The sequence below is a fragment of the Mucilaginibacter pallidiroseus genome (genome assembly GCF_007846085.1).
Taxonomy (GTDB): Bacteria; Bacteroidota; Bacteroidia; order Sphingobacteriales; family Sphingobacteriaceae; genus Mucilaginibacter; species Mucilaginibacter pallidiroseus.
In genome coordinates, this window is the sequence record NZ_VOEJ01000005.1 from 163,174 (window position 1) to 187,898 (window position 24,725).

18 protein-coding genes are annotated in these 24,725 nt (G+C 44.1%); 10 read left to right on the top strand and 8 right to left on the bottom strand.

Annotated features, from left to right (window positions below; genetic code table 11):
* Positions 1–31 precede the first annotated feature (31 nt).
* Positions 32–2,284, bottom strand: a complete 2,253-nt coding sequence (locus tag FPZ43_RS11755; RefSeq protein WP_146382118.1) for a TonB-dependent receptor — start codon at positions 2,282–2,284, stop codon at positions 32–34.
* A 300-nt stretch (positions 2,285–2,584) separates the two neighbouring features.
* Between FPZ43_RS11755 and FPZ43_RS11760 the strand changes: the two genes are divergently transcribed.
* The 5 genes from FPZ43_RS11760 (at position 2,585) to FPZ43_RS11780 (ending at position 10,766) form a co-directional block, all read left to right on the top strand.
* Entirely contained in the window at positions 2,585–3,169 is a 585-nt protein-coding gene (locus FPZ43_RS11760) for an RNA polymerase sigma-70 factor (RefSeq protein ID WP_146382119.1), read from the top strand.
* A gap of 89 nt (positions 3,170–3,258) precedes the next feature.
* Positions 3,259–4,317, top strand: coding sequence for a FecR family protein (locus FPZ43_RS11765; RefSeq protein ID WP_146382120.1), 1,059 nt, complete (start codon positions 3,259–3,261; stop codon positions 4,315–4,317).
* Positions 4,318–4,493: 176 nt separating this feature from the next.
* Entirely contained in the window at positions 4,494–7,931 is a 3,438-nt protein-coding gene (locus FPZ43_RS11770) for a TonB-dependent receptor (RefSeq protein WP_186461825.1), read from the top strand.
* An 11-nt stretch (positions 7,932–7,942) separates the two neighbouring features.
* Positions 7,943–9,457, top strand: a complete 1,515-nt coding sequence (locus FPZ43_RS11775; protein ID WP_146382122.1) for a RagB/SusD family nutrient uptake outer membrane protein — start codon at positions 7,943–7,945, stop codon at positions 9,455–9,457.
* Positions 9,458–9,473: 16 nt separating this feature from the next.
* Complete coding sequence (locus FPZ43_RS11780) at positions 9,474–10,766, top strand: multiheme c-type cytochrome (protein WP_146382123.1); 1,293 nt, start codon at positions 9,474–9,476, stop codon at positions 10,764–10,766.
* Positions 10,767–10,874: 108 nt separating this feature from the next.
* On the opposite strand, the gene FPZ43_RS11785 is transcribed toward FPZ43_RS11780, so the two are convergent.
* From FPZ43_RS11785 to FPZ43_RS11805, 5 genes are all read right to left on the bottom strand, one after another.
* Entirely contained in the window at positions 10,875–11,174 is a 300-nt protein-coding gene (locus FPZ43_RS11785) for a hypothetical protein (protein ID WP_146382124.1), read from the bottom strand.
* 82 nt (positions 11,175–11,256) lie between these two features.
* Positions 11,257–13,488 (bottom strand): xanthine dehydrogenase family protein molybdopterin-binding subunit, encoded by a 2,232-nt coding sequence (locus FPZ43_RS11790; RefSeq protein WP_146382125.1) that lies wholly within the window; start codon positions 13,486–13,488, stop codon positions 11,257–11,259.
* Position 13,489: 1 nt separating this feature from the next.
* Positions 13,490–14,482, bottom strand: coding sequence for an FAD binding domain-containing protein (locus tag FPZ43_RS11795; protein WP_146382126.1), 993 nt, complete (start codon positions 14,480–14,482; stop codon positions 13,490–13,492).
* A complete protein-coding gene (locus FPZ43_RS11800) occupies positions 14,475–15,005 on the bottom strand; it encodes a (2Fe-2S)-binding protein (RefSeq protein WP_146382127.1) in 531 nt (176 codons plus the stop codon). Before FPZ43_RS11800 ends, FPZ43_RS11795 begins: the two co-directional genes overlap by 8 nt.
* An 89-nt stretch (positions 15,006–15,094) precedes the next feature.
* Positions 15,095–15,973 (bottom strand): glycoside hydrolase family 25 protein, encoded by an 879-nt coding sequence (locus FPZ43_RS11805; RefSeq protein WP_146382128.1) that lies wholly within the window; start codon positions 15,971–15,973, stop codon positions 15,095–15,097.
* 110 nt (positions 15,974–16,083) lie between these two features.
* Between FPZ43_RS11805 and FPZ43_RS11810 the strand changes: the two genes are divergently transcribed.
* Positions 16,084–19,452, top strand: coding sequence for a DEAD/DEAH box helicase (locus FPZ43_RS11810; protein ID WP_261381067.1), 3,369 nt, complete (start codon positions 16,084–16,086; stop codon positions 19,450–19,452).
* Positions 19,453–19,498: 46 nt separating this feature from the next.
* Here FPZ43_RS11810 and FPZ43_RS11815 read toward each other — a convergent pair whose 3' ends face one another.
* Positions 19,499–20,245 carry a DUF4397 domain-containing protein gene (locus FPZ43_RS11815; RefSeq protein WP_146382129.1) on the bottom strand — a complete coding sequence of 249 codons (747 nt, stop codon included), beginning with the start codon at positions 20,243–20,245 and terminating at the stop codon, positions 19,499–19,501.
* A 129-nt stretch (positions 20,246–20,374) separates the two neighbouring features.
* Positions 20,375–21,571 carry a mannonate dehydratase gene (gene uxuA / locus FPZ43_RS11820; protein ID WP_261381069.1) on the bottom strand — a complete coding sequence of 399 codons (1,197 nt, stop codon included), beginning with the start codon at positions 21,569–21,571 and terminating at the stop codon, positions 20,375–20,377.
* 267 nt (positions 21,572–21,838) lie between these two features.
* Here uxuA and FPZ43_RS11825 point away from each other — a divergent pair, with 267 nt between their 5' ends.
* From FPZ43_RS11825 to FPZ43_RS11840, 4 genes are read left to right on the top strand one after another with little or no spacing between them, the layout of a single operon-like run.
* Positions 21,839–23,008 carry a hypothetical protein gene (locus FPZ43_RS11825; RefSeq protein ID WP_146382130.1) on the top strand — a complete coding sequence of 390 codons (1,170 nt, stop codon included), beginning with the start codon at positions 21,839–21,841 and terminating at the stop codon, positions 23,006–23,008.
* A 60-nt stretch (positions 23,009–23,068) separates the two neighbouring features.
* Positions 23,069–23,398 carry an ArsR/SmtB family transcription factor gene (locus FPZ43_RS11830; protein WP_146382131.1) on the top strand — a complete coding sequence of 110 codons (330 nt, stop codon included), beginning with the start codon at positions 23,069–23,071 and terminating at the stop codon, positions 23,396–23,398.
* 32 nt (positions 23,399–23,430) lie between these two features.
* Positions 23,431–24,285 (top strand): arsenite methyltransferase, encoded by an 855-nt coding sequence (locus FPZ43_RS11835; protein WP_146382132.1) that lies wholly within the window; start codon positions 23,431–23,433, stop codon positions 24,283–24,285.
* Between the two features lie 13 nt (positions 24,286–24,298).
* On the top strand, positions 24,299–24,724 hold the full coding sequence (locus tag FPZ43_RS11840) for an arsenate reductase ArsC (protein WP_146382133.1): 426 nt from the start codon (positions 24,299–24,301) through the stop codon (positions 24,722–24,724).
* The last annotated feature ends 1 nt before the right edge of the window (position 24,725 follow it).

The following is a 24,725-nucleotide window of genomic DNA, read 5'->3' on the forward strand; positions in this document are numbered from 1 at the left end:
ATGTATTGTTATTGTGATTTATTGTGATGTATTAATATTTACTGAACTGATAGGTTATACCCAGGAAGTATGAGCGACCGTAACCCAGCGGCACCGGGCCGCCTGTGCTGTGTGCACCGCCAACATCAGTTGAGGTATTATTCACCGTAGTTACGTTAAACAGGTTGCGTACGCCGCCCGCCACGGTAAATGATTTGTTGATGACTTTGTTGATGGTTAAATCCGCAGTGGAAAAGGCGGCACGTTCGGCACGGCGTATGGTGGTAACGCCATTTACGGCCGATAACTCGTAAACAGGCAGTTTGCCGTTATATTTATAGAATAAGCTCACATCGGTTTTGATGCCGGTAAAGTGGTACATGATATTGCTATTCACTTCCGGATACCAGGTAAAGCCGGGCAATGTGCTATCCTCCTGCTGCATGCGGTTGTAAATACCTGTGTAGGAGAAGCCAAGCTTGGCTGTAAGGTTTTTATAGTTGAGCGTGTTCTCGAACGTACCGCCGGTGGTTTTGGATTTATCCACGTTGATATAAGTCATTACCGAAGGATCAGCAGCATCATACCCTGTTGTGATGAGGTTTTTAAATTGGTTATAAAATCCACCTATCGACGAACGGATAGTTAAAGGCCCGCTGTTCATCACCCGCCACGCCAACGAGCCGTTAAAGCTATTGGAGTATTCGGCTTTTAAGTTCTCGTTACCACGGATAGAATGACTGGCATCAAAAAAATTGAAATATAACTCACGCAATGCCGGTGAGCGGAAACCACGCGCGTACGAAAGCCTTAGATCGACATCGTCGGATAATTTGACTTTTGTATTCAACGACGGGATTATAGGAGGGGCATCATAAACAGAGTTTTTATTAAATCTGGCTCCGGGCCTCAGGCTAACCGGGCCAAGCACTATCTCTGATGACAGGAAAAAAGCATAATCATTTATGGTAGGCTTGCCTGATATACGCGCGCCGCTGCTACCTGTCAGGCTAACCTCAATACCAGGCTGTAAGGAAACCTTTTCGCTCAGTTTGTACTGTGCCGTGCTACGGAAAAACTTTGTATCAAAAATTGCTTTATCCTGCTCGCCCGTACCGAGTGTTAGCCGCACATCTCCGGTGGCAAGGTTTGTATTTGTGGTTTGGGTGCGGCGGCTGTAATCGGTGTATGACGCTGCACCGTTGATACTCAGCCTATCGTTTACCTGCCACTCGGCCTGTAGCTGGTGCATCCAGCGGGTGGTTAAATAGCGCACATCGGTACGGGTATTTTCGGCAGTTGGTGTACCCTCTTTGTAAAGCGTTTCGTCGGTACCGTCAACCCTGTACCATACGTGCAGGCTGTTTGTAAGATAGCCCAGCACGGCATCACCAAGGTATTGCTCCTTGGGCATCCAGCCAAGGCGGGCACCATCAAAAAAGTTGCGGGTAAAGTTTCCTGCTGACTGCCAGCCCTTATGCTCCCAGTTAATGCCAACATTCTCCAGGTGGGTACCGCTTCCGTTGAATGGCTGGTATTCCTTGCCGGCAGTTTCCTCCTGCACGCGGGCAACCAGCCGCAGGCTTTCGCCGCCTGAACCCTTTTTTGTAATAAGGTTAATTACGCCGCCAAGGGCATCAGTACCATAACTAACAGACATTGGCCCCTCTACAATTTCAATATGGTCAATGCTGTTAACATCCACCTGGTTAAGGCTCTCACGGGTATCGCCGCGATCAAGCAATGGCACGCCATCAAGCAATATCTTAACCCGCTGCCCGGATATGCCCATCAATGTAATATCCGTGGTACCCAAAGTAAGGTCGTTGCTAAAACGGAAACCTAATTGGTCGGTAAGCACATCCTGAACTTTAGCCGGGTTGCGCATCTTTATCTGCTCGGCAGTAATTGTACGTACCAGGTATACTGAGTTTTTTAGGGATTGCGGCGCATACTGGCCTGTAACCACCACATCTTTAAGCTGAATGGAACTGACTTCCAAGGTGACGTCGGCCAGTTGCGTAACTTTCCCCGCAGCAATAGTTACCTGTTGCTGATTTGTGGTCATACCCATTGCCTTAAATTGCAAAGTGTAGCTGCCCGGTTTTATATTGATAATATACCTTCCGTTAGCATCAGTACTTGCGCCGTAATTAGTGCCTGGTATTGAAACGGTTACGCCTGCTGCGCCTTTGCCATCGATCGTCAAAACACGACCTTGCAAACTACTTGTAGTTTTTTGTGCTAATAGGGTGGTTGAAATAATAAGTAAGTAAATAGTAACTGAGTAAACACATTTTATCATTATTTAGACTAATTAAAAATAATAATGCAAATATGAGTACTTTGCTATTCGTTAATCAACGCGAAACGGATTTAAATAGACGCAAAACGGATTTTTATTAGTTGTGTTGAGAGGGCTTAGATTTCCATAATATTTCACATTTCCTGACGGATAGTGATCCTAAGAAGATGTATCACAAAAGATACAGAGCATTAACATTTAAGTTAACGGTTTTATGACATTTGCATTCACAGCTATCAAATGTTTTTAGGATGTTTGTAGATTATTTTTAAGCGTTGCCAAGCTGACTACCGGGCCGGAATGATGTGTGATTTTACCAAGTTAACCGAAGAAGAATTGATCGATCTGCTCAAGCTGGATAAGCCTGCAGCATTTCGCGAAATTTATCGCCGGTATTGGAAAGAACTGTATGCCGCTGCCTACAAGCGCCTCAAAAACAATGAAACTGCCGAAGAAGTTACGCAGGAAGTGTTTACCACATTTTGGCACAAGTGTACTGAGATCAGTATCAGCCAAACGATAGCCGGCTATCTGCATAGCAGTACAAGTCATCTAATTATTGATCAATTCAGGAAAGAGCAGGTACGGGCTCGTCACCGTGAATCATTCAAATTAGTCTATTCGGAAAGCGACACATCTACCGAAGATTTGATCCTGGCAAAAGATCTTGAGGAAACCATAGCCCACGAGGTAAATGCCCTACCCGACAAATGCCGTTCTGTTTTCGCACTAAGCCGGATAGAACATAAAACCAACAAGGAAATTGCCTTTGAGCTGGGCATTTCTGAAAAAACGGTTGAACATCATATCACAAAAGCATTAAAAAGGATAAGGCTTGGCTTAGGTAACGCCCTGTTTCTCATGGGCTTCCTGCTACTTAAATAACAATAAATATTTTTTTTAATTCAGAGTAAGGGTTGCGCTTGATATAAACGTCAATGTATATATAAGCCCAAGTTATAAACGCTACCTTCATGAACAAACCTTTACCAGGCAATTTACTGGATAAGTATTTAAACGGCACGTGTTCCGCTATGGAAGAGGAATTGGTGTTGGCCTGGTATAAATCGTACGACAAGGAAGCAGACCATATTTCGGGCCTGAGCGAGGCTGAGCAGTTGGCGCTTGAAGAAAAGATATATGACGCCATTCTTCAAAAAATTGCCTATCGGCAGCCAATTGTCGAAGCACAAGTTATTGAATTGAATAAACCTAAGCTTCCCTGGTATAAAATTGGCGCGGCCGCGGCCGTTATTACAATTGCGGTTACCGCAGGCATTTTTTATACTAAAAGCAACACCACCCCCGCCCCGCATACTGCCAGTGCCGAAACTGTTGAATATATCTTAATAGCCAACAACTCTAATCACATCTATAAATCGGTCTTGCCAGATAGCAGTACCGTTTGGGTAAACCCACATGCTACGCTAAAATATCCGAGTGTGTTTGACAAAGCGGCCCGCATGGTGAGCATGACCGGCGAATGCTTCTTTGAGGTAACTAAAAATCCAAAAAGGCCGTTCATCATAACCAGTAATAACATCATAACCAAAGTTTGGGGAACCAGCTTTTTTGTGCGCGATAATGATATCGATAAAGCAGCTTCTGTATCTGTTGTTACGGGAAAAGTGTCTGTTTCAGTAAAATCAAAAACCAGCACTAACAATATCGCGCAGCTTAATAAGGGAGAAGTTATTCTTTACCTGAAACAAAAAGCTGTTTTCAGCAGGGCGACTAAAGCGCTGCAGATGCAAAGCAACAAACCCGATGCGGAGTTGCAAATATGGAAACATGCCAACCTGGTATTTGATAATAAAGCATTGCGGGATATTGTGCCACAATTAAATGCTACATACAACGTAAATATTAAAGTTGCGGACGATAAGCTAAACAGGTTTATGCTTAATGCGGATTTGACAGGCCTTAACCTGCCTGATGTTTTAGATGCCTTAAGCAAGGCGTTGAATATTGACTATTCTTTTATCAATAATACTATTGTACTTAACCAACCAATAAATTACCGTAAAAATTAAATATGAGGAAAAACGAACCAGAAATCAACCTATAAACATCTCAAAAGCAAAAAAACTTAGAAGTGTTGCGAGCACTCCTAAGCTTAAAAATGAAGCCCACACACATTTTACACACCGTTAGTAGCGGTGCAGGGCATTATTGTTCCATTTTTTACCAACGAAACAAATCAAATATAATGAAATTTCATTTACGTAAACCTATTCCCTGGTATCAAATCATGAGGATTACATTTATACAAATCTTCCTTTTTGGGGTGTTAAGCAGTATGGCTTATTCAAGCAACCTAACTGCCCAAAATATCCTTGACAAAAAGGTAAGCATATCGTTAGCAAACACGTCATTGCAAAACGTGCTTAACCAATTGCAAAAAAACGATAAGGTTAAGTTTATTTATAGCAACACAGCTATCAACTTAAACAAACAAGTATCGATAAGCGCTGATAACCTTACACTTAAAACCGTTTTGGACGATGTTTTAAAATCGAACGGCATTAGCTATGAAGTTATCAAAGATAGGATAATCCTTGGCCAGCCCGGTACGTTGAACACTGCTGTTGCGGGTAATGCTGTACAAGTTGCCGCAACACCTATCCGCGGTAAAGTGGTTGACTCAAAAGGCCAAACCGTTATTGGTGCAAGCGTACTTGAAAAAGGTACAACCAATGGTGTAACCACCGATGTTGATGGTAACTTTAAACTGAACGTAGCCGGTCCAAATTCTGTATTGGTAATTGCCTACATTGGGTTTGCCAGCAAAGAAGTTATTGTAGGCGACCAAACAGAATTTAACATTGTACTTACCGAGAACGTTACCAACCTTAACGAGGTAGTTGTAGTAGGTTACGGCACCCAAAAACGCGGTAGCATTACCGGTGCTATCAGCAGCGTTAAAGCAAGCGACATCCAGGACCAACAATTAACCCGCGTTGATGATGCCCTTAAAGGCCGTACAGCTGGCGTTAACGTTGTGCAAAGTTCCGGCGCACCTGGTTCGGCACCAAACGTACGCGTGCGTGGTGTAACGTCTATCAACAACAGTAACCCATTATACGTAGTTGACGGTGTAGTGTTAAACGGTGGCCTTGAATTGTTAAATCCAAGTGACATCGAATCAATGGACGTGTTAAAGGATGCTGCTGCATCTATCTACGGTTCACGTGGCTCAAACGGTGTAATTTTCATCACAACCAAGAAAGGTAAAAACGGCCCGCCGAGAGTTGCTTACAATGGTTATGTTGGCTGGCAGGCACCTGTTAATAAACCAGAACTTGCTAACGCTACCCAATATGCCACATTAAGAAACCAGGCGCTTACAAACGACGGCAAAGCTGCATTATTTGCCAATCCGTCTGCTTTTGGAACTGGCACCAACTGGCAAAATGAGATCTTCAGCGATAACGCGATGATCCAAAACCATAACTTGAGCGTTAATGGTGCAAACGATAAAGCTAACTTCTATACATCATTCGGGTACATTGATCAAAAGGGTATTGTAATGCCGGAAATTTCAAGCTTCAAGAAGTTTACCTTCACCGTTAATACCGGCTACAAACCAAAAAAATGGTTAAGCATTGGCGAAAACTTCACTTACTCTTACATCCGTAACCGCAATAGCTTAAATACAAACAGCGTATACGGTGGTCCGTTGAGCTCGGCATTAAACCTTGACCCTATTACGCCGGTAGTAGTTACAGATATTAATGGCCAGCCAAATGCATCAATCTACACCAACAATGCAGCAACTATCGTTCGCAATGCACAAGGTTTGCCATATGGTATATCAAACTACGTTGCGCAAGAGATAACCAACCCGTTGGCTTATACGCAAACGCAAAACGGCAATTACGGTTACGCTACCAATTTGTTGGGTAACGTTTATGTAGAGATTGAACCAATTGCAGGTTTAAAAGTACGCTCGCAAATGAATGCTAAACAAGCATATTATGGCAGCGAATCTTTCACGCCTATCTACTACCTAAACTCAAGCACTAGCAACCTGTCAAACACGTCTTTTTACCGCGAAAACAATAACAACTTAAGCTGGAACTTAGATAACACGGCAACTTACACCCGCGGATTTGGTAAACATACCATCACTGGTTTAATAGGCTACAGTGCGCAAAAATTAAGTGCGTCTGGCCTAAATGGTACTTTCCTTGGTTTGCCGGTTAGCAGCTTTAATGAGGCGTCTCCAAACTTTGCTTTGGCAAATGCCAACAAAATTGCCAACGGTTTCGACGACCAGCCTTATACGCTGGCATCAACCTTTGCAAGGGTAACTTACGATTATGATGGCAAATGGTTATTTACCGGTATCATCCGCAGGGATGGTTCATCAAAATTCGGTAGCAACAACGTTTACGGCGTTTTCCCTTCAGGCCAGGTTGGTTACGTAATGTCTAAAGAAGACTGGTTCCCAAAAAATACCTTTGTTGACTACTTAAAAATCCGCGGTAGCTACGGTATTGTAGGTAACGAGATGTCGTTAAACCCATTCCAATACACATCAACTGTAAGCGGTGGCCGTAACTACATTTTCGGTAATGATGTTAACTATGTAGGTTACAGCCCTAACGCACCTCAAAACCCGGATTTGAAGTGGGAACAAACCCGCACAGCTAATATTGGTGTTGATGCAACGTTCTTCCAGAACCTAACCGTTAGCGTAGATGTTTACCGCAAGGTTACTAAAGGCATGTTGCAAACAGTACAATTACCATCATATGCTGGCTTTGCTTTACAACCATCTGCTAACATTGGCGATATGGAGAACAAAGGTATCGAGTTAAACATGTCGTACAGCAATAAAGCAGGCGACTTTAACTATACAGTAGGTGGCAACATATCTTACAACCATAACGAAGTTACTTACCTGGGTAACCAGATCAGCTTCTTCACAGTTGGTAGCGTGCAAAGTACTGCTTATGAAATTGGTCGTACTGCAGTTGGCCAGCCGGTTGGCTCGTTCTACGGATTTGAGCAATTGGGCACATTTAAATCTCAGGCTGAAATTAATGCTTACACCAACGCAAGTGGCGGCTTAATACAGCCAAACGCAAAACCGGGTGATTTTAAATGGATTGACAACAATGGCGACGGTGTAATTAACGATCAGGATCGTAAGTTTTTAGGTAACCCGCTCCCTACGTTTACATATGGTGTTAACTTCAGCGCTAACTATAAGAACTTTGATATCAGGATGTTTGGCCAGGGTGTTTGGGGTAACAAAATTTACCAGGCATACCGCAGGTTAGATATTGCTACTGCCAACTACCCTATTGCGGCTTTAAACGCATGGACTGTTGACAACCCTACCAGCAACTACCCAAGATTAACTGATGCCGACCCGAACAACAACTTCAGGTACCCATCAAACTTTTATTTGCAAAACGGTGCATACTTCCGCATTAAAACTTTGCAGTTGGGCTACAACTTATCATCAGATTTCCTGAAACGTGCTGATATACAACGTGCACGCGTATACCTGGGCAGCAACAACTTAGCTACAATTACAGGTTACAAAGGTTACGATCCTGAAATAAGCGGCGGTATTGATATGGGTATTTACCCGCAGGCCCGCACATTTATGGTTGGTTTGGATATCACTTTATAATAAATACTATCATGAAATTTAGAAATTCCATATACACAGGTGCTGTTTTACTGGCTATTGGCAGTATGGCAGCTTGTAAAAAATCATTCCTTGAAAACGACCCAAAAGGTCAGTTTCTTGAAACTAACTATTACGCTAATCCAACACAAGCATTTAATGCTCTTGTTGCAGCGTATGACCCAATGGTAACCGAAACCGGTGGCCTCGATAACACATACATTAACCCGCTTGGCGCGTTAAACTCAGCATCGGATGATTGCTTTGCAGGCGGCGGCGGCTCGTCTGACGTACCGCAATGGCAAGCCATCAACAATTACACCATGACGCCGGCTATTGGCCCGCAAGGTGGCTTTTGGGCATCAAACTTCCAGGGTGTTAACCGTACCGACGTTTTGTTGGAGAAACTGCCGAACGTACCGGGCTTAAGTGCAGATCTACTTAAACGCTATACAGCCGAAGGACAGTTTTTACGCGCCCATTATTACTTTGACCTTGTTAGGCTATTTAAAAATGTGCCTTTAATACTTACTTCGCTTCAACTTTCGCAGGTTTATCAGCAACCGCAAGCTACGCCGGAAGCTGTTTATGCACAAATAGAGGCCGACCTTACAGCTGCAATCCCGGCATTGCCGGCTTCGGTATCGGCTGCAGAAAATGGTCGTGCTACGCAAGGTGCTGCGAAAGCATTACTAGGTAAAGTTTATCTTTACCAAAAGAAATGGGCTTTAGCAGCTTCAACGCTTGCAGAAGTTAACGGCACACCGGGCGGCACCAGCACTTATGGTTATAAACTGGTAAGCAACTATGGCGACATATTTAAGCCAACCAATAAGTTTAACAGCGAGTCGATCTTCGAGATTGTGCACTCTGGCCTACAAAATTACACCTGGAGCAACTGGAACCAATTTAAATCGAACGTATACGTACAAATGGTAGGCCCAAGAAACTACACCGGTCCTATTTATTACGGTGGTGGTTGGGGCTTTAATCCTATTACACCAAACCTGGTAAGTGCTATTAAAAACGACCCGCGTTACCCATACACAGTGTCGAACATAGATAGCCTTACAAAAGCTACCGGCTCTGCTTTCCTGGAAAGCTACCAAGGCACAGGTTACTATATTGAGAAATACGCACCTAAAAAAGAGAACGTTGTTACAACCGGTTTAACTGATTTGAACTGGCCGAATGACTACATCGAAATACGCCTTGCTGATACCTATCTGATGGAAGCAGAAGCTTTGGTAAACGCAGGTGGCGACATTAACCGCGCAGCAGCATTATTAAACGCTGTACGTGCACGTGTTAAGCTTGCCCCGGTAGCTGCAACTTTGGCAAACATTTATAACGAGCGCCGCCTTGAACTTGCTACAGAAGGTCACCGTTGGTTTGACCTGGTTAGAACCGGCCAGGCTGCATCGGCACTTGCATTTAAAGGTTTTAAAGCAGGTACTAATGATGTTTTACCTATCCCGTTAACCGAAACACTTAACGGTACACAACTTAAACAAAACCCGGGTTATTAATACAGCCCGCAAATAATTGAAAAAAGCTGCCGTTTTAAAAGCGGCAGCTTTTTTATTGCCTTTCCCATCAATGGCTCCTAAAAAAAAGCTTTTATTTTTATGCCTTTTGCTGCTGCCCCTGGCTGCTATTTTAACGCAATGCCTTGGGCCGCAAAAAACTACCGACCCACGCGGCGAGGCATTTGCAGGCTCGCAAAGCTGTAGGAAGTGCCATGGGGCGGTTTACGACAGTTATTTGCAAACGGCTCATTACGCTACCTCGCGCCCGGCTAACGCCAAAAGTATTCATGGAAGTTTTTCAGCCGGTCACAACGGGTTTGATTTTGGCAACGGCAGCAAAATTGTAATGGATCAACGAGCCGATGGTTTATACCAGTCTGGCTATATAAACGGCAAACGCGTACAATCCCAAAAGTTTGGAATCACCATAGGTGGTGTTAAGGCCGAAACGTATTTATACTGGCGCGAGAAGCTGCTTTTCGAGTTGCCTATATCGTACTTCAGCGCCTTGCATAACTGGACAAACAGCCCGGGTTATGATGCCGGACGGATTGACTTTAACAGACCAATTGCCACGCGTTGCCTGGAGTGCCATACATCATACGTGAGGGAAATTGAAAAAACAAGCGGCAGTATTACCGACCGCAGTGTACAATTCGATAAGGCGTCTATTATTTACGGAATCGACTGCGAACGTTGCCACGGCCCATCGGCAAACCACGTAAACTTTCATACCGAGTACCCGGAAGTTAAGGAGGCGAAATATATCCACACAAACAAAAGCTTTACCCGCCAGCAAAAGCTGGATGCCTGTGCCGTTTGCCACAGCGGTAACAAAGAGGCCTTTTTACGCACGGCCTTTGCGTTTAAAATGGGCGATACGCTAAGTAATTTCAAGGAACACAATTTCTTTTCGCAGAATGTTAATCCCGCTACACTTGATGTACACGGCAATCAAAACGGCCTGCTGGCAGCAAGTAAATGTTTTACCATGAGTAATATGGATTGCAACAGTTGCCACGATACGCACAAAAAGCAAACTGGCGACCTTGCTGTGTTTAATCAAAAATGCCTAAGCTGCCATACCCATAACAACGGCAACGAGTGCCCGCTAACCCAAAAGCTCGGCACGGCTATTAAAACAAAATGTATTGATTGCCACATGCCCGCAAAACCTTCCAACCTTATTGCGGTTGAAACTAATAAGAACAATAAGTTGCAAGTGCCCTACCTGGTACGCACACATTATATAGCGGTATATCCGCAGGAAACAAAGAAAGTGATGGCTTTTATAAATGGAGCCCGCTAAAGGCATCAGGTCATTAATAGTCCCTTGAGAAAGGACTACATGAGATTGACCTGATTTAGTTGATAACGCCCCGGGATGAGATCCGGGGCGTTCTTTTGTTGATCAATTTTACAATGACGACTGTGTATTGTCTTCCCTGTCGTCTTCATCAACATCTGTTTGTATGATGTCGTCCGGACCGGTGCCAGATTCAATATTAGTTTCCTTATACGTCGAATCCCAGTCGTCACCGCGCGTTTCTTCGGTGCCTGATAAGCCTTTGTTAGTGGTGATAGTTGTTTCGCTTACATCATCAGGCAATGCTTCTGCCGGTACAGTGTTATCTGTGCTATCCTGGTAAGTAGCGTTCCAATCATCGCCGCGTTTGTCGGCATCTGTTATTGCGTTAAAATTGCTTTGCGTTTTCATAGGTTAATATTTAGAAGTACTAAAACAATATGTATGCCTAAATTATGATGCTGATCTTTTCTTTGATATGACTTCTATTAAATTACATCAAATCATTTAGCTTAATTGGCAGGTTACGTACACGTTTGCCCGTTGCATGGAAAATAGCGTTTGCAATAGCCGGCGGCACGCCTACCAAACCAATCTCGCCAATTCCTTTTATGCCAAGGTCGTTTACAATTTGATCATCTTCTTCCACAAATATCACATCAAGCTGATGGATGTCTGCATTAACAGGGGTATGGTATTCGCCAAGATTAGTATTCATGAAACGCCCTATCCGATGGTCCATTACAGATTCCTCGCGAAGTGCTTTACTTATGCCCCAAACCATGCCGCCCAATATTTGGCTGCGTGCCGTTTTTGGATTTAAAATTTTGCCAGCGGCAATAGCGCTTACCAGCCTGGTTACTTTTACAACACCGAAATCTTCGTCAACCTCAACTTCTGCAAATATAGCGCTATGCGCGGCACGGGTATACTTGCGCTGCTTCATCATTTGCGGCCAGCCCATGTTTTTGCTTGCTATTTGCTTATTTTTTGAGGCAGCTGCCAAATCGGTATAAGCAATCGGTTTGACTGCGCTGTTCGTAGGTTGAAGCTGACCATCCACAAAGGCGATATCATCTAAGTTCACAGATTTATATTCTGCATTGGTACTTTGGGCTTTTTTAAGTAACTTCTTTTTAAGCCCAAGGCACGCTGCCTGTACAGCCGTTCCGCAGCTTGCTGCCGTAAATGACCCACCCGAGATTGGTGCGAAAGGCATGTCCGAATCGCCAAGTTCAAACGTCACATTGTCCAAGCTCATTCCCATAGCGTCGGCAGCAATTTGCGCCATTACCGTATAAGTACCTGTACCAAAATCGGCTGTAGCGCTCCGTACCGTAAGCTTTCCATCCGCGGTTAAAATTGCCTCGGCCCGGGTAGGCACCTGCATGGCTTCCCATATGCCGGTTGCCATACCCCATCCTACCAACTTGTGCCCCCGGCGCATTGACCGTGGCTGAGGGTTGCGCTTGGCCCAGCCAAACTTTTCGGCTGCCTGCTTAAAGCACTCTTTCAGCTCCTTACTTGAGTAAGGCTTACCCGTAGTTTCATCTTCATCGGTATAGTTCAACAACCTGAACTCTACCGGATCCATACCTGCCTGGTGAGCCAATTCATCAATAGTGATTTCTACCGGGTGCATACCAGTGGCGCCGCCCGGCGCACGCATATCCATTGGGCTTGCCATGTTTAACGGAGCCAGTTTGTACTGGAGATTAACATTTGGCGATGGGTAAATCATATTTGCCCAGTTAACAACTATCTCAGTGTAATCTTCATAGGTAGATGTTTCGGCTACACTTTCATGCTGTATCGATTGCAACTTACCATCAGCATCCGCACCGTAGAAAGTATTTTGTAGTGTGGCCGGCCTGTGGCCAAACGTAAACATTTGGTGCCTGTTTAATGTAAGCCTCACATTGCATTGCATATCCAGCGCTGCCATTACCGACAGAAACAACTGATACTGTGGCCGCAAGCCTGATCCAAATGCCCCGCCCACAAACGGCGACAATACCCTTACATCTTTAAACTTTAAGCCAAATACGTTAGCTACATACATTTGGGTATTTACCGAGCCTTGCGTTTTGTCATAAATTTTCAGTTTATCTTTGTCCTCATAAACTACTGTTGTTGCAAAAGGCTCCATGGGGTTATGGTGCTCAACCCCGTGATAAAAACTCCCTCCTGCTTTTAGCGGTGCAGCCTCATAAGCTTTAGCCGCGTTTCCCTTTGGTTTTGGTGGTGGTGGTTTTAAAAATGATGCAAGTCCTTTTTTAGGATCGCGGGCATTTTGCAGGTTTGCCACAAGGTCTGTATCGGATTTATCAGCCTTATATTCAACCGTAATTAATGATGCAGCATAGCGGGCCACTTCAAAACTTTTAGCAACTACCATCGCAATTGGCTGGCCGTTGTACACCACCTTATTGTTGTGCATGGGTACAAATGGCTTGCCTGGCGGGGCATCCATATCGGCGTAATTCAAACTCAGCCATGCTGTTGACGGCCGGTTTTCGTGGGTGTAAATTTTTACAACGCCGTCAACCATTGCAGCCTTTGTAAGATTTATCTTTTCAATTTCGCCGTTTGCAATTGTGCTGTTTACCACGTATCCGTAATGCAGGTCAGGTACGTTATATTCCGCGGCGTATTTAGCTGTGCCGGTAACCTTGGCCGGGCCGTCTACACGGCTTATTGCTTTGCCAATATATTTCTGTTGCATATTACTTATCGGGGTTTAGTGCTGTTAAACAATTACGCACAATGGCACGCTTTGCAAGCTCAATTTTAAAGGCATTGTGTTTTAGCCCTACCGCGCCCTTTAAAATAAGGGTAGCTGCCTGGGTGAAGCTTTCTTTGGCAGGTTGCTTGTTTTTCAAAAATTCCTCTGCCTCCGTAACCCGCCATGGTTTGTGTGCGACACCGCCAAGTGCTATCCTGGCGTCGACTATCAGGCCATCCTTCAATTCAAAAGCTGTAGCTATCGAAACCAGCGCAAAGGCATATGACGTACGATCTCGAAGCTTGAGATAAGAATAGTTTTTATTGAGGCCGCCCGGTGGTAAATCTATCGATGTAATAATTTCGCCGTGCTGCAAATTATTATCTAACTGCGGCGTATCGCCCGGCAGGCGATGAAACTCGTTAAAAGGAATTTGCCTTTCGCCCGTTGCGCCGCTAACGTTAACGGTTGCATTGAGAGCTGCGAGTGCCACACACATATCACTTGGAAAAACAGCTACGCAGTGCTCACTCGACCCTAAAATAGCGTTCATGCGGTTATAGCCATCGTAGGCAGCACAACCACTTCCGGGCTCGCGTTTGTTGCAAGGTGTAGCAATGTCATAAAAATAATAACACCTGGTGCGTTGCAATAAATTGCCACCATTTGTTGCCATGTTACGCAACTGCGCCGAAGCTCCGGCTAAAATGGCGTCGGCTAATAGTGGGTAACGCTCCTGCACCAATGGATGATAAGCGGTATCTGCATTGCGGGCCAGTGCGCCAAGACGTAGACCGGCGTCCGGCAATTCGGTTATTTCATCGAGCCCCGGAATTTTATTTAGATCAATCAATTGATTTGGCTTGGCAATGTTTTCCTTCATCAAATCAATAAGATTGGTGCCGCCAGCTATAAACGCAGCATCAGGATTTTGCGAGATAATATTTGCAGCCTGTTTCGGTGTATCTGCCGCTATATAAGTAAAGTTATTCATTACCCTGCGCCTCCTTCACTTCCATAATGGCATCAACAATGTTGGTATAAGCACCGCACCGGCACAGGTTACCGCTCATTAATTCCTGCACATCCCCTCGCGTATGTGCGTGGCCTTCATTAAGCATCCCAATGGCCGAGCATATCTGCCCGGGCGTGCAATACCCGCACTGAAAAGCATCATGATCAATAAAAGCCTGCTGCATTGGGTGCATTCCGTCTTGGGCAATGCCTTCAATGGTAGTTATATCATTACCGGTTTGCATTACGGCAAGTGTAAGGCAGGAGTTGATGCGTTTACCGTTTACCAGAACCGTACACGCGCCGCATTGCCCGTGGTCGCAGCCTTTTTTAGTGCCTGTGAGGTCGAGCCGCCCACGTAATGCATCAAGCAAAGTAACCCAGGGCCGCACAGTTATGGTGCGATCATGCCCATTTACCCGCAACACAATATCAAGCTCCGGCGCTAAAGCCGCCGGCAACTTATCATGTTCATTATTTATTACCTGTGGCTCCGACTTCATACTTAAAGAATTTCGTTATAAGAAAACAACCCGATACGGCATTACTTGTTTGCTTATAACTATTCTAAACTCAGTATGACGCGTACTGCTTAACGAAGCAACAAATTATAAAATGAAGTACTATCCCCTCGGAAGGCATCAAAATCTACCGTGTGGTTAATACCATCTATCCGGGCAGTTTCCGAGTGTTGCCAAAACTGCCAGTTTGTACCATCGGCCATCTTTAATTCCTGCTGATTGTAGTGGGCAATCCATAAGGGGTAGCTATCAAAATAGCCGTCGAGATAATCCTTATAAAAGCTAAGCCCGGTGTATATAATAGGTTTGGCACCGGTATGCTTTTCAATATGCTTGATAAATGATGTTAGTTCCTTTCGCATGTTTTGCGGAGAGGTGCCATCCAGCCTTTCAATATCAACCACACAAGGCAAATCTCCCGCTTCCACATTTACATTTTGCAGGAAAAACCTGGCCTGCCATAAGCCATTCTTTTTAGGACGGAAAAAGTGGTATGCTCCGCACGTTATGCCCACCTTCGGCGCTTCGCGCCAGTTGCGCTTAAAATATGGGTCTACAGTAAGCAGGCCCTCGGTAGCTTTTATAAAAGCAAACTTGATGCGCACGCTATCTTCTTCCATTGCAGCCACGCGCTGCCAGTTAATTTTACCTTGGGCGTATGATACGTCGATGCCGTGGATCTTATACCTGGTGGGGATGCGGATGTTGAAGCTTCGGTATTTGCGGTAATGCTGATCTTCGCCAATATCAAGCAGCCATCGCCACGACGATGATGCCATTTTAAGCACGTAACCATAATAAAAAGGTGATAGCAAGATGAGTGCAATCACCGTATATTTTGGAAACTCGCTGGGGTTACTTTTCTTTTTTGCAGCCGGCTTTCGTTTCGTGGTTGCACGGGGTTTGGGTTTGAGTATTTGTTTGGCAGACGGTTGTTTTCTTGGCGGCACAGCGCAAAGATAAAACGATTACAAGCAAAATTACCCGTTTTAAATTTTAAACATCGGGTGCTATTGTGTGCATTTCTTAAGATATTTACAGCCAAGCTAATAGTTTACGGGTGGTTACAGGTTACGGCATAAATGATATAACGCAGCACACTTTTGTTTTAAAGGACACCCCTTTTGAAAACATCACCGAGGCCGTTGTACAGCAAAATACCGCAGCCAACATCGATCCTTCATCCTACCAAGACATTACGCCACGCCACATCCAGCTCAACGAAGGCGTTTTTACGCACCAGTTTGATACGACCTTCCCTCCGGTTGGCCTTTTACAGCAACCGGGCCTATTAATATTGACCTGTAGCTGCGCGGCTATTGCCGGTAAAATGTGCATGCACCAGGCGCTTGCTTTGGGCGCTGTGTTACGCAAGCCCGAGCTTGGCATTTTTTTTAATGGTAAATTGCGGCATAAACAATTGCAGAAAATAGCTGCTGAATATGGTTTGGAAAACGAACCTAACCTCGACCGTTTCTTCACCGTTAATTATCAAAATAAAAAGGCAGTAATCAGCGCTGCATCTACGTCTCTCGTAAAGGTAACCAAGGAAAGTCTTGCTAATCTGAATGAGCTCATCGCCCAGCCAACGCAACTGCCGAATAACGAAACCGATCATGCTATATGCGTTGTAATCAAACAGCATAAGTACTACAAGTATCTTTTTATTGAGTTGTACTCGGCGCAAACCACTAAGGAAGGTAAAATTAAAAACCCCATGGTGGTTGTTAACCCGCTGGATATGATCTGGCAAACTGACGATAATAGCTATCTTAAGTTTTTTACCGGAATTAATAAATTTCAAAACCACCTTAACAACACCCGTACCGAGGCCGATGTGAAAGCCCTGCGTGCCATTGTAAAAAATGAGCCGGGTTATACATTTTACTATCATAATGCTGATGTATCTGAAAACGTAACGGCAACATCTGTAGTGCCAGTGAAGGTTGCCATAATTCCCCGTGAGGTGCGGTTGAGTGTTAAGCAAAAGGGTAACTTCTATGAAGTTTCGGGGAGCATCCGTATAGGCGACAAAGATTACCCACTTAACCAACTTGGCATCAGTTTTAGCTATTTTGTATTGCTGAACGGTACGCTTTTCCTTGCCGATAATTTGCAGGTATTGGCGCTGATAGATCTGCTCAAAAACCGCACAGACAACCTGCTGGTACACCAATCAAAGTTCGAGGAATTTAAAGCCGGGTTCTTATCTAAGTTGGAAGACAGGATAAACGTTGGTTATAAAGATATAAAGCCGGCAACGCCGAAACAGCTACAACAACACGGCTTTACAGAAGGTACCGAAAAGATAATTTACCTGTCCGACTTTGGGAGTCACGTGATGATAGTCCCGGTAATGCGCTATGGCGAGGTAGAGATACCCATTCGCACCAAGCGACTTATTTACGGCAGCGACGCAAAGGGTAAACCTTTTTTGATTGAGCGCAACCAGGAGGCCGAGCTCGAGTTTATGGCGCTTTTGCTAAAACAACATGTGTATTTTGAGGAGCAGCTTAACGAGGATGACCTGCAGTACTTTTACCTGCACAAGCGCCATTTTTTAAATGAGGATTGGTTTTTGAGCGTGTTTGAAGATTGGGCTGCCAATGATATAACTGTATTGGGTTTTAATGAGCTTGAAGGCAACAAGCTCAATCCAAATAAAGTTAAGATTACCATAAGGGTGCTAAGCGGTATAAATTGGTTTAATACCGAAGTTAATGTGCGCTTTGGCAAAGCACGCGCACCGCTCAAAAAGGTGAACAAGGCTGTACACAATAAAAGCAGGTACATCCAGCTTGATGATGGCACACTTGGAATTTTACCGGCAGATTGGATAGAAAAGTTTGAAAGTTTTTTTAACGCCGGCGAAATAAGTGCCGACGATACGCTGAACATCCCTAAAACAAACTTTGATATTATCGAAGAGCTTTTTGAAGGGCACCAGCTTGATGAAGCCATGCGTACCGAAGTGGCCAACTACCGGCGCGACTTTAAAAACATTGAAGATATTAAAAGAGTGCCCGTGCCTGCCTCGCTATTGGCAAAACTGCGCCCCTACCAGCAGCAGGGCCTTAACTGGCTCAACTTTTTGGATAGCCATAACTTTGGCGGGGTTTTGGCCGATGATATGGGTTTGGGTAAAACCATTCAGATCATCTCATTTATTTTAAGCCAACGGGAAAAGAATCAGCAAAATACCAACCTGCTTGTAGTGCCTACCTCAGTGCTTTTTAACTGGCAAGCCGAGGTTAAACGCTTTGCCCCTTCCATCAAACTGCTCACTATTTACGGTGCCGACCGCCTGCGCGACATTCACGAATTCGGCTCCTTTGAGATCATCCTAACTACATACGGCACTTTGCTGTCCGATATTAACTTTTTGAAGAATTATACCTTTAATTACGTTTTCCTGGATGAATCACAGAACATAAAAAACCCCGATTCGCAGCGCTATAAAGCAGCGAGATTATTGAAGGCGCGCAACCGCATTGCTATAACAGGGACACCTATCGAAAATAATACGTTCGATTTGTATGGGCAACTATCTTTTGCCTGCCCTGGTATGCTGGGTACAAAACAATACTTCCGGGATATATATGCCATACCCATAGATAAGTTTAAAAGCTATAAACGTGCAGAAGAACTGCAGCAAAAGATATCTCCCTTTATACTGCGCCGCACCAAGGAGCAGGTAGCTGCCGAGCTGCCGCAGAAAACAGAGATGATACTGTATTGCGATATGCAGCAGCAGCAACGCAGCATCTATGATGCATACGAGAAGGAGTTTCGCGACTTTATATCGGCCACTACCGAAGATGTGTTAAAGAAAAGTCCGATGAATGTTTTAAAGGGACTTACCCGCTTGCGGCAAATATGCAACTCGCCTGAACTGATGGCCGGAGAAAAGCCGCCGGGTAACGAGTCGGCCAAAATTGATATGCTGCTTGAACAGATTGAGGGAAAATCGCCCAAACATAAAATCCTCGTGTTTTCACAGTTTGTATCAATGCTGGAGCTGGTTAAAAAACAATTAATTGCGCGCAATGTTGATTTTTGCTGGCTCACGGGAAGCACACGCAACCGCGAGAAGGTGGTTAATGAGTTTCAAACCAATGCAGATAAGCGTGTGTTCCTCATCAGCTTAAAAGCAGGCGGCACAGGGCTTAATCTTACCGAGGCCGACTATGTTTACCTGATCGACCCATGGTGGAACCCTGCAGTTGAAAACCAGGCTATAGACCGGGCGCATCGTATCGGGCAAAATAATCACGTGGTAGCCATAAGGCTAATTTGCCCTAACACCGTCGAAGAGAAAATAATGGAGCTGCAGCAGACTAAAAAGCAACTGGTCAATGATTTAATTAAAACTGATGCATCGGTTTTACAGTCGCTTTCAAAAACGGATTTGCTATCGTTATTAAAATAAAAAGGGTAACCAATGGCTACCCTTTTTTGTTGTAAAGTTCTTTTAATTACAATTGATTGTGGTTGATGATTTTTAAACCTGGTTTTAAATCATTAACCGTGGCCGATGCAGTTCCTTTAGCAAATACAGTGTAATTATTGCCACTTTGAAGGCTTGTATTTTCTAAACGCCCAATTTCGGCACCTGTGTTATGATCTTTGATAACCATTGCAACGTTATTAATGGGTGCAATTTCAATAAAGTTGGTTGCCACCTTGTAAGGCACATTGGCAAATATTGGTGTTTGCCCTGCAACTCCTACATCAACAGATGATGTGCCCGGAGAAAGGTGCACAAACCTAATACGCACTTTATTAGTTGCAGGCGCACGCAACGAGTCAACTGTTAAAACATAGCTTAACGAGTCGCTTGGGGTTGCGCCAACACCGGCAATGTATAGCGAATAGTAAGTGTCTTTATTAAGCTTTAAAGTTTTGTTGATGAGTGTGGTGTTTGCAGTGCTGTTTTCGGTTACGGTAAATTTACGGTCGCCGCTAAAGGCGCGCAGGTAGCTGAAGCCCGACAGGTAGCTGATACCGCTTGAATTTAATTTCTTGTCATCAATAGCAACATTGATAGTTCTTGAGTTTGGCGATGCATTTATAATACTTATTGCCGCTACATCCTGTGCCGGTATAACTGTGTTGTTATCGTTTTTTAGGCACGATGTAAAAACCACGCTTGCCGCAGCTACTGCCACCATAGCAGCGCATTTAGCAATCCCTTTTCCCTTAAGTAATGAAGTGTAAATCATTTTATTGCAAATGTTAAGTGTTTATAGTTTCAACCGCCTGCTTGCCCGGCGGTCATATATAAAACGTAACCCAATTACTAAACGCTACAGTGCAATTGAAAAAAATTAAGTGCACCACTAAATCATTAATTAATGGTTATTAAATATTGACCTGCTGATACCCATTTCCAAACCCCTCAGTTCGGCCAGCCCACGCAAACGACCTATAGCCGAATAGCCCGGGTTTGTTTTTTTGGCCAGATCATCAAGCATTTGGTGCCCGTGGTCGGGCCGCAAAGGTATATTTACTTGGCGGCGTTGCATGGCCAGTATAATTTGTTTTACCACGGCATACATATCCACATCGCCTTCCAGGTGGTTGTCCTCATAAAAATCTCCGGCAGCGTTGCGGCGGGTGCTGCGCAGGTGTATAAAATTAATACGGTCGGCAAATTGGGCAAACATGGCGGGCAGGTCATTATCTGCCCTTACCCCAAATGACCCCGTACAAAAACATAGACCATTGCTCAGAGATGGTACAGCATTAAATAAATATTGCAGATCATCAGCCGTGCTCACTACCCGCGGCAAACCTAAGATATCGTAAGGTGGATCGTCCGGGTGAATAACCATCTTAATACCCAGTTCATCGGCCAGTGGAACAACCTCCTTTAAAAAATTAACTAAATGCAAGCGCAATTTAGCGGCATCAATGCCTTTGTACGTATTTAGTGCCTGCCTGAACTGCTCAAGCGTAAAGCTTTCTTCGCTACCCGGCAATCCGGCAATAATATTCCGCTGCAGTAGCGTCTTTTCGGCATCGCTCATTAAATCAAACCGCGCCCTGGCAGTTAAAATCTCATCATTATTATAGTGTTGCTCCGCCCCTTCCCGCTTCAATATAAAAAGCTCGAACGCAGCAAATGCAGCTTTTTCAAAAAGCAATGCTTTTGATCCGTCGGGCATTTCAAAAGCCAGATCGGTACGTGTCCAGTCAAGCACCGGCATAAAATTGTACGTTACTATTTTAATGCCACAGGCTGCCAGGTTGCGCAGGCTGGTTTTGTAATTTGCGATGTGTCTTTTGTAATCGCCGGTTTGAGTTTTTATGGATTCGTTTACGGGTAAACTTTCAACAACCTCCCAAGCCATACCAGCAGCGGTCACTTCACCCTGCCGTTTTTTTATTTCCGAGACCTCCCAAACTTCGCCATTGGGGATATGATGAAGCGCCGTTACCACACCTGTGCAACCTGCCTGCCTAATATCGGCCAGGCTAACCGGGTCTTGGGGGCCATACCATCGCATGGTTTGCAACATACTGTAAATATTGGCTGAAGGTGTCATGTTGATATGGTTGATTAAAGTCTATTTATGCAGGCATCTAATATATAAAGCAAAAGCAACGCAACCTCAGCTTTTTTAATATAACTTTTTCGCAATCCTTGATGTAAAATCCTCCGCATGAGAACTGTATCACAGAGCTCAACCATCTGTTAATATGCCTATAACTTAATTTTTACAATATATTAACCGTTTTAAATAAGCGATAAACTAATATTGCACATTAACAGCCCTACCTGCGGCTTCCCCCTCTTTAATTGATATTGATGGATGAAAGTGTTATACAACTCAACTTTTCTTAAGCTATTCCTGATTGTTTTGCTTTGCCAGTTAAGCATAAGTGCTCAGGCACAATTATCAGCGTCGGCAGCCAATCGAGGGCGTTATATAGACAGCTTAAGCAAAATAGAGACTGCAAATTTTCTTTTCAACACCAATATATCTTCTGCAAATAACAGCTCAGTTAAAAAGGTCAGCTCACCGGTAAATGTATTTGATGCAGATGATAGCGAATTACAAAAGTCGCTCTCTGCAACCTTGACAAAAAAAGAGCAGCGTGTCCAGCTGATGGAATACCTAAAACAGCTGGATATGGAAGATAACCTGAACGCCAACCAGGCCAACCGTAAGTTGATGTTTAGGTTTGCCAGCCTTTTTACACGGCTTAAAATGTATCCACTGGCAATGAAATGCTTTTTTAAAACCATAAAAAAAGACCGGGATAAAGCAATTAAGCAACAAACAGATAACAATTCCCTTGACAATAACCCCGTAGATAATATTGACGACCTCCCCATCAATTATAAAGATGATTCGCTGATAACAGTGCAGACTCAACTGGTAAAGAATGAAAAAAGTAAGATGACCACTTACCAACGCATTGCCGGGACTTTTAACGATAACAAACCCGCAATTGCTTATGCCATGCTGTTCCATGTTAAGCAGCCTGTACCGGGCAAACGTAAAATATTTTCGTTCAGTAACACAGGGCATACGTTTATTACCCTGATAAAGTACAACGCCGACTCTACCTACGTTACCTGCTCTTTTGGCTTTTACCCAAAAAAAGACCAGCCGCTGGCAGCTACACCTGTAGCACCATCATCGCCATCGCAATTAAAAGATGATAGCGGGCACCTTTGGGATGAAGTGGTTGGCAAATTCATTTCGCAGCGAAAATTTGAACGTATACTTAGCCTAACCAAAAAATACGGCGATCTGGAGTACCATTTAAGCAAAAATAACTGTACCGATTTTAGCTTGCAGGCAGCGTCGCTGGCGGGCATCAGCATCACCGAAACTTCGGGCAAGTGGCCTTTGGGCAGCGGCAATAACCCCGGCGTAACCGGCCAGGCTCTCATAGGCGGCAAATTTAGCAATACCGACGAAAACCCGGGCAACAATCTATTCTCAACGCTTAACCTATCGGTTTTACATTAGCATTACTGACCAATAAAAAATAAATATTGGATTAATATTATTTATCGTAATATTGCGATAATGGGAACTACCAAAGTTGAAGCATATACTGAAGCACAAAATTTACTTGCTGCGCAGCTTAAGGCCATAGCCCACCCGGCACGAATAGCAATTTTACAGGAGTTGATAAAAGCCAACGCCTGCATTTGCGGCGACCTTGTAAGTGAATTGGGGCTTGCCCAGGCAACAATATCGCAGCATCTTAAGGAGCTCAAAAGCGTTGGGCTTATCCAGGGCACTATTGAAGGAACCAGTATTTGCTATTGCATTGAACCGAAGGCATGGCATAGCCTGCAAAAAAAAGTAAACGAACTATTTAACTCTTATAAAGAACTTAACACCTGCTGTTAAAAAAATTTACATTCATTAATCGCAATATTACAATGGAAACAAAATTAGGAACTGACGATAAGTTGAAAGAAATAGTAAGGCAAAAGTATAGTGAAATTGCTTTGCAGGATAAGGAAGACAATCAGGCATCATGCTGCGGTGCAGGCGGATGCTCAACCGAGGTTTATAACATCATGACGGATGATTACACAAACTTAAATGGCTACACCGCAGATGCAGACCTCGGTTTAGGTTGCGGCTTGCCTACTCAATTTGCAAAAATTAAACAAGGCGATACGGTGATTGATCTGGGAAGCGGTGCAGGTAACGATTGTTTTGTTGCACGTGCGGAAGCAGGCGACACCGGTAAGGTTATTGGTATTGATTTTACCCCCGCTATGATTGCAAAGGCCCGTACAAACGCCGAAAAATTAGGGTACAACAATGTTGAGTTCAGGCAAGGTGACATTGAAAGCATGCCCGTAACATCAAATGTTGCGGACGTGGTGGTGAGCAATTGCGTGCTTAACCTTGTTCCTAATAAAAATGGGGTGTTGAAGGAAATATACCGTGTTTTAAAGCCCGGTGCCCACTTCAGCATATCTGATGTTGTATTGGTTGGCGAGTTACCCGATGCTCTGCGGAAAGACGCTGAAATGTATGCGGGCTGTGTATCCGGGGCGATACAGAAAAAGGACTACCTCGACTTGATAGCTGTTAATGGTTTTGTGAACGTGTCGATACAAAAAGAAAAACCGATTATCATTCCTGATGATATCTTAACAAATTACCTTAACGAAACTGACCTTAAAAGTTTTAAAAATGGTGCAACCGGCATTTACAGCATCACGGTTTATGCAGAAAAGCCTTTAGGTGGTAATGTTTGCGCCGGTCCTGAGTGTTGCTAATTAATTAAAAAAGATGACAAACGTATTAATACTTTGTACGGGTAATAGTTGCCGCAGCCAAATGGCGGAGGGTTATCTACGGCATTTCACCGGTAACAAAATAAACATTTACAGCGCCGGGATTGAAACTCATGGCGTAAACCCAAGGGCAATTGAAATTATGAGAAGGGATGGCATCGATATTTCAAAGCAAACATCAAACAATGTAAGCGAGTATTCCAGCATTCCGTTCGACTTTGTAATAACGGTTTGCGATAACGCCCGCGAAAATTGCCCCTGGTTTTCATCTAAGGCGATCAAGCTACATCAAAATTTTCCCGACCCGGCAAAAGCATCAGGGAGTGAAGAAGAAATAACCGAAAGTTTTGATGCAGTACGTGATATGATAAAGCAGTATATCACAAAATTCGTGCAACAGTATCTAAGCGGGCTGAGATAAA

What these genes read in the sequence shown, in the direction of transcription:
- FPZ43_RS11825 (WP_146382130.1), top strand. Translation starts at nt 21,839, where the DNA reads ATGAAAGTGTTATACAACTCAACTTTTCTTAAGCTATTCCTGATTGTT.
- FPZ43_RS11775 (WP_146382122.1), top strand. Translation starts at nt 7,943, where the DNA reads ATGAAATTTAGAAATTCCATATACACAGGTGCTGTTTTACTGGCTATT.
- FPZ43_RS11765 (WP_146382120.1), top strand. Translation starts at nt 3,259, where the DNA reads ATGAACAAACCTTTACCAGGCAATTTACTGGATAAGTATTTAAACGGC.
- FPZ43_RS11770 (WP_186461825.1), top strand. Translation starts at nt 4,494, where the DNA reads ATGAAATTTCATTTACGTAAACCTATTCCCTGGTATCAAATCATGAGG.
- FPZ43_RS11830 (WP_146382131.1), top strand. Translation starts at nt 23,069, where the DNA reads ATGGGAACTACCAAAGTTGAAGCATATACTGAAGCACAAAATTTACTT.
- FPZ43_RS11785 (WP_146382124.1), bottom strand. Translation starts at nt 11,174, where the DNA reads ATGAAAACGCAAAGCAATTTTAACGCAATAACAGATGCCGACAAACGC.
- FPZ43_RS11795 (WP_146382126.1), bottom strand. Translation starts at nt 14,482, where the DNA reads ATGAATAACTTTACTTATATAGCGGCAGATACACCGAAACAGGCTGCA.
- FPZ43_RS11755 (WP_146382118.1), bottom strand. Translation starts at nt 2,284, where the DNA reads ATGATAAAATGTGTTTACTCAGTTACTATTTACTTACTTATTATTTCA.
- FPZ43_RS11835 (WP_146382132.1), top strand. Translation starts at nt 23,431, where the DNA reads ATGGAAACAAAATTAGGAACTGACGATAAGTTGAAAGAAATAGTAAGG.
- FPZ43_RS11800 (WP_146382127.1), bottom strand. Translation starts at nt 15,005, where the DNA reads ATGAAGTCGGAGCCACAGGTAATAAATAATGAACATGATAAGTTGCCG.
- FPZ43_RS11790 (WP_146382125.1), bottom strand. Translation starts at nt 13,488, where the DNA reads ATGCAACAGAAATATATTGGCAAAGCAATAAGCCGTGTAGACGGCCCG.
- FPZ43_RS11760 (WP_146382119.1), top strand. Translation starts at nt 2,585, where the DNA reads ATGATGTGTGATTTTACCAAGTTAACCGAAGAAGAATTGATCGATCTG.
- FPZ43_RS11840 (WP_146382133.1), top strand. Translation starts at nt 24,299, where the DNA reads ATGACAAACGTATTAATACTTTGTACGGGTAATAGTTGCCGCAGCCAA.
- FPZ43_RS11815 (WP_146382129.1), bottom strand. Translation starts at nt 20,245, where the DNA reads ATGATTTACACTTCATTACTTAAGGGAAAAGGGATTGCTAAATGCGCT.
- uxuA (WP_261381069.1), bottom strand. Translation starts at nt 21,571, where the DNA reads ATGACACCTTCAGCCAATATTTACAGTATGTTGCAAACCATGCGATGG.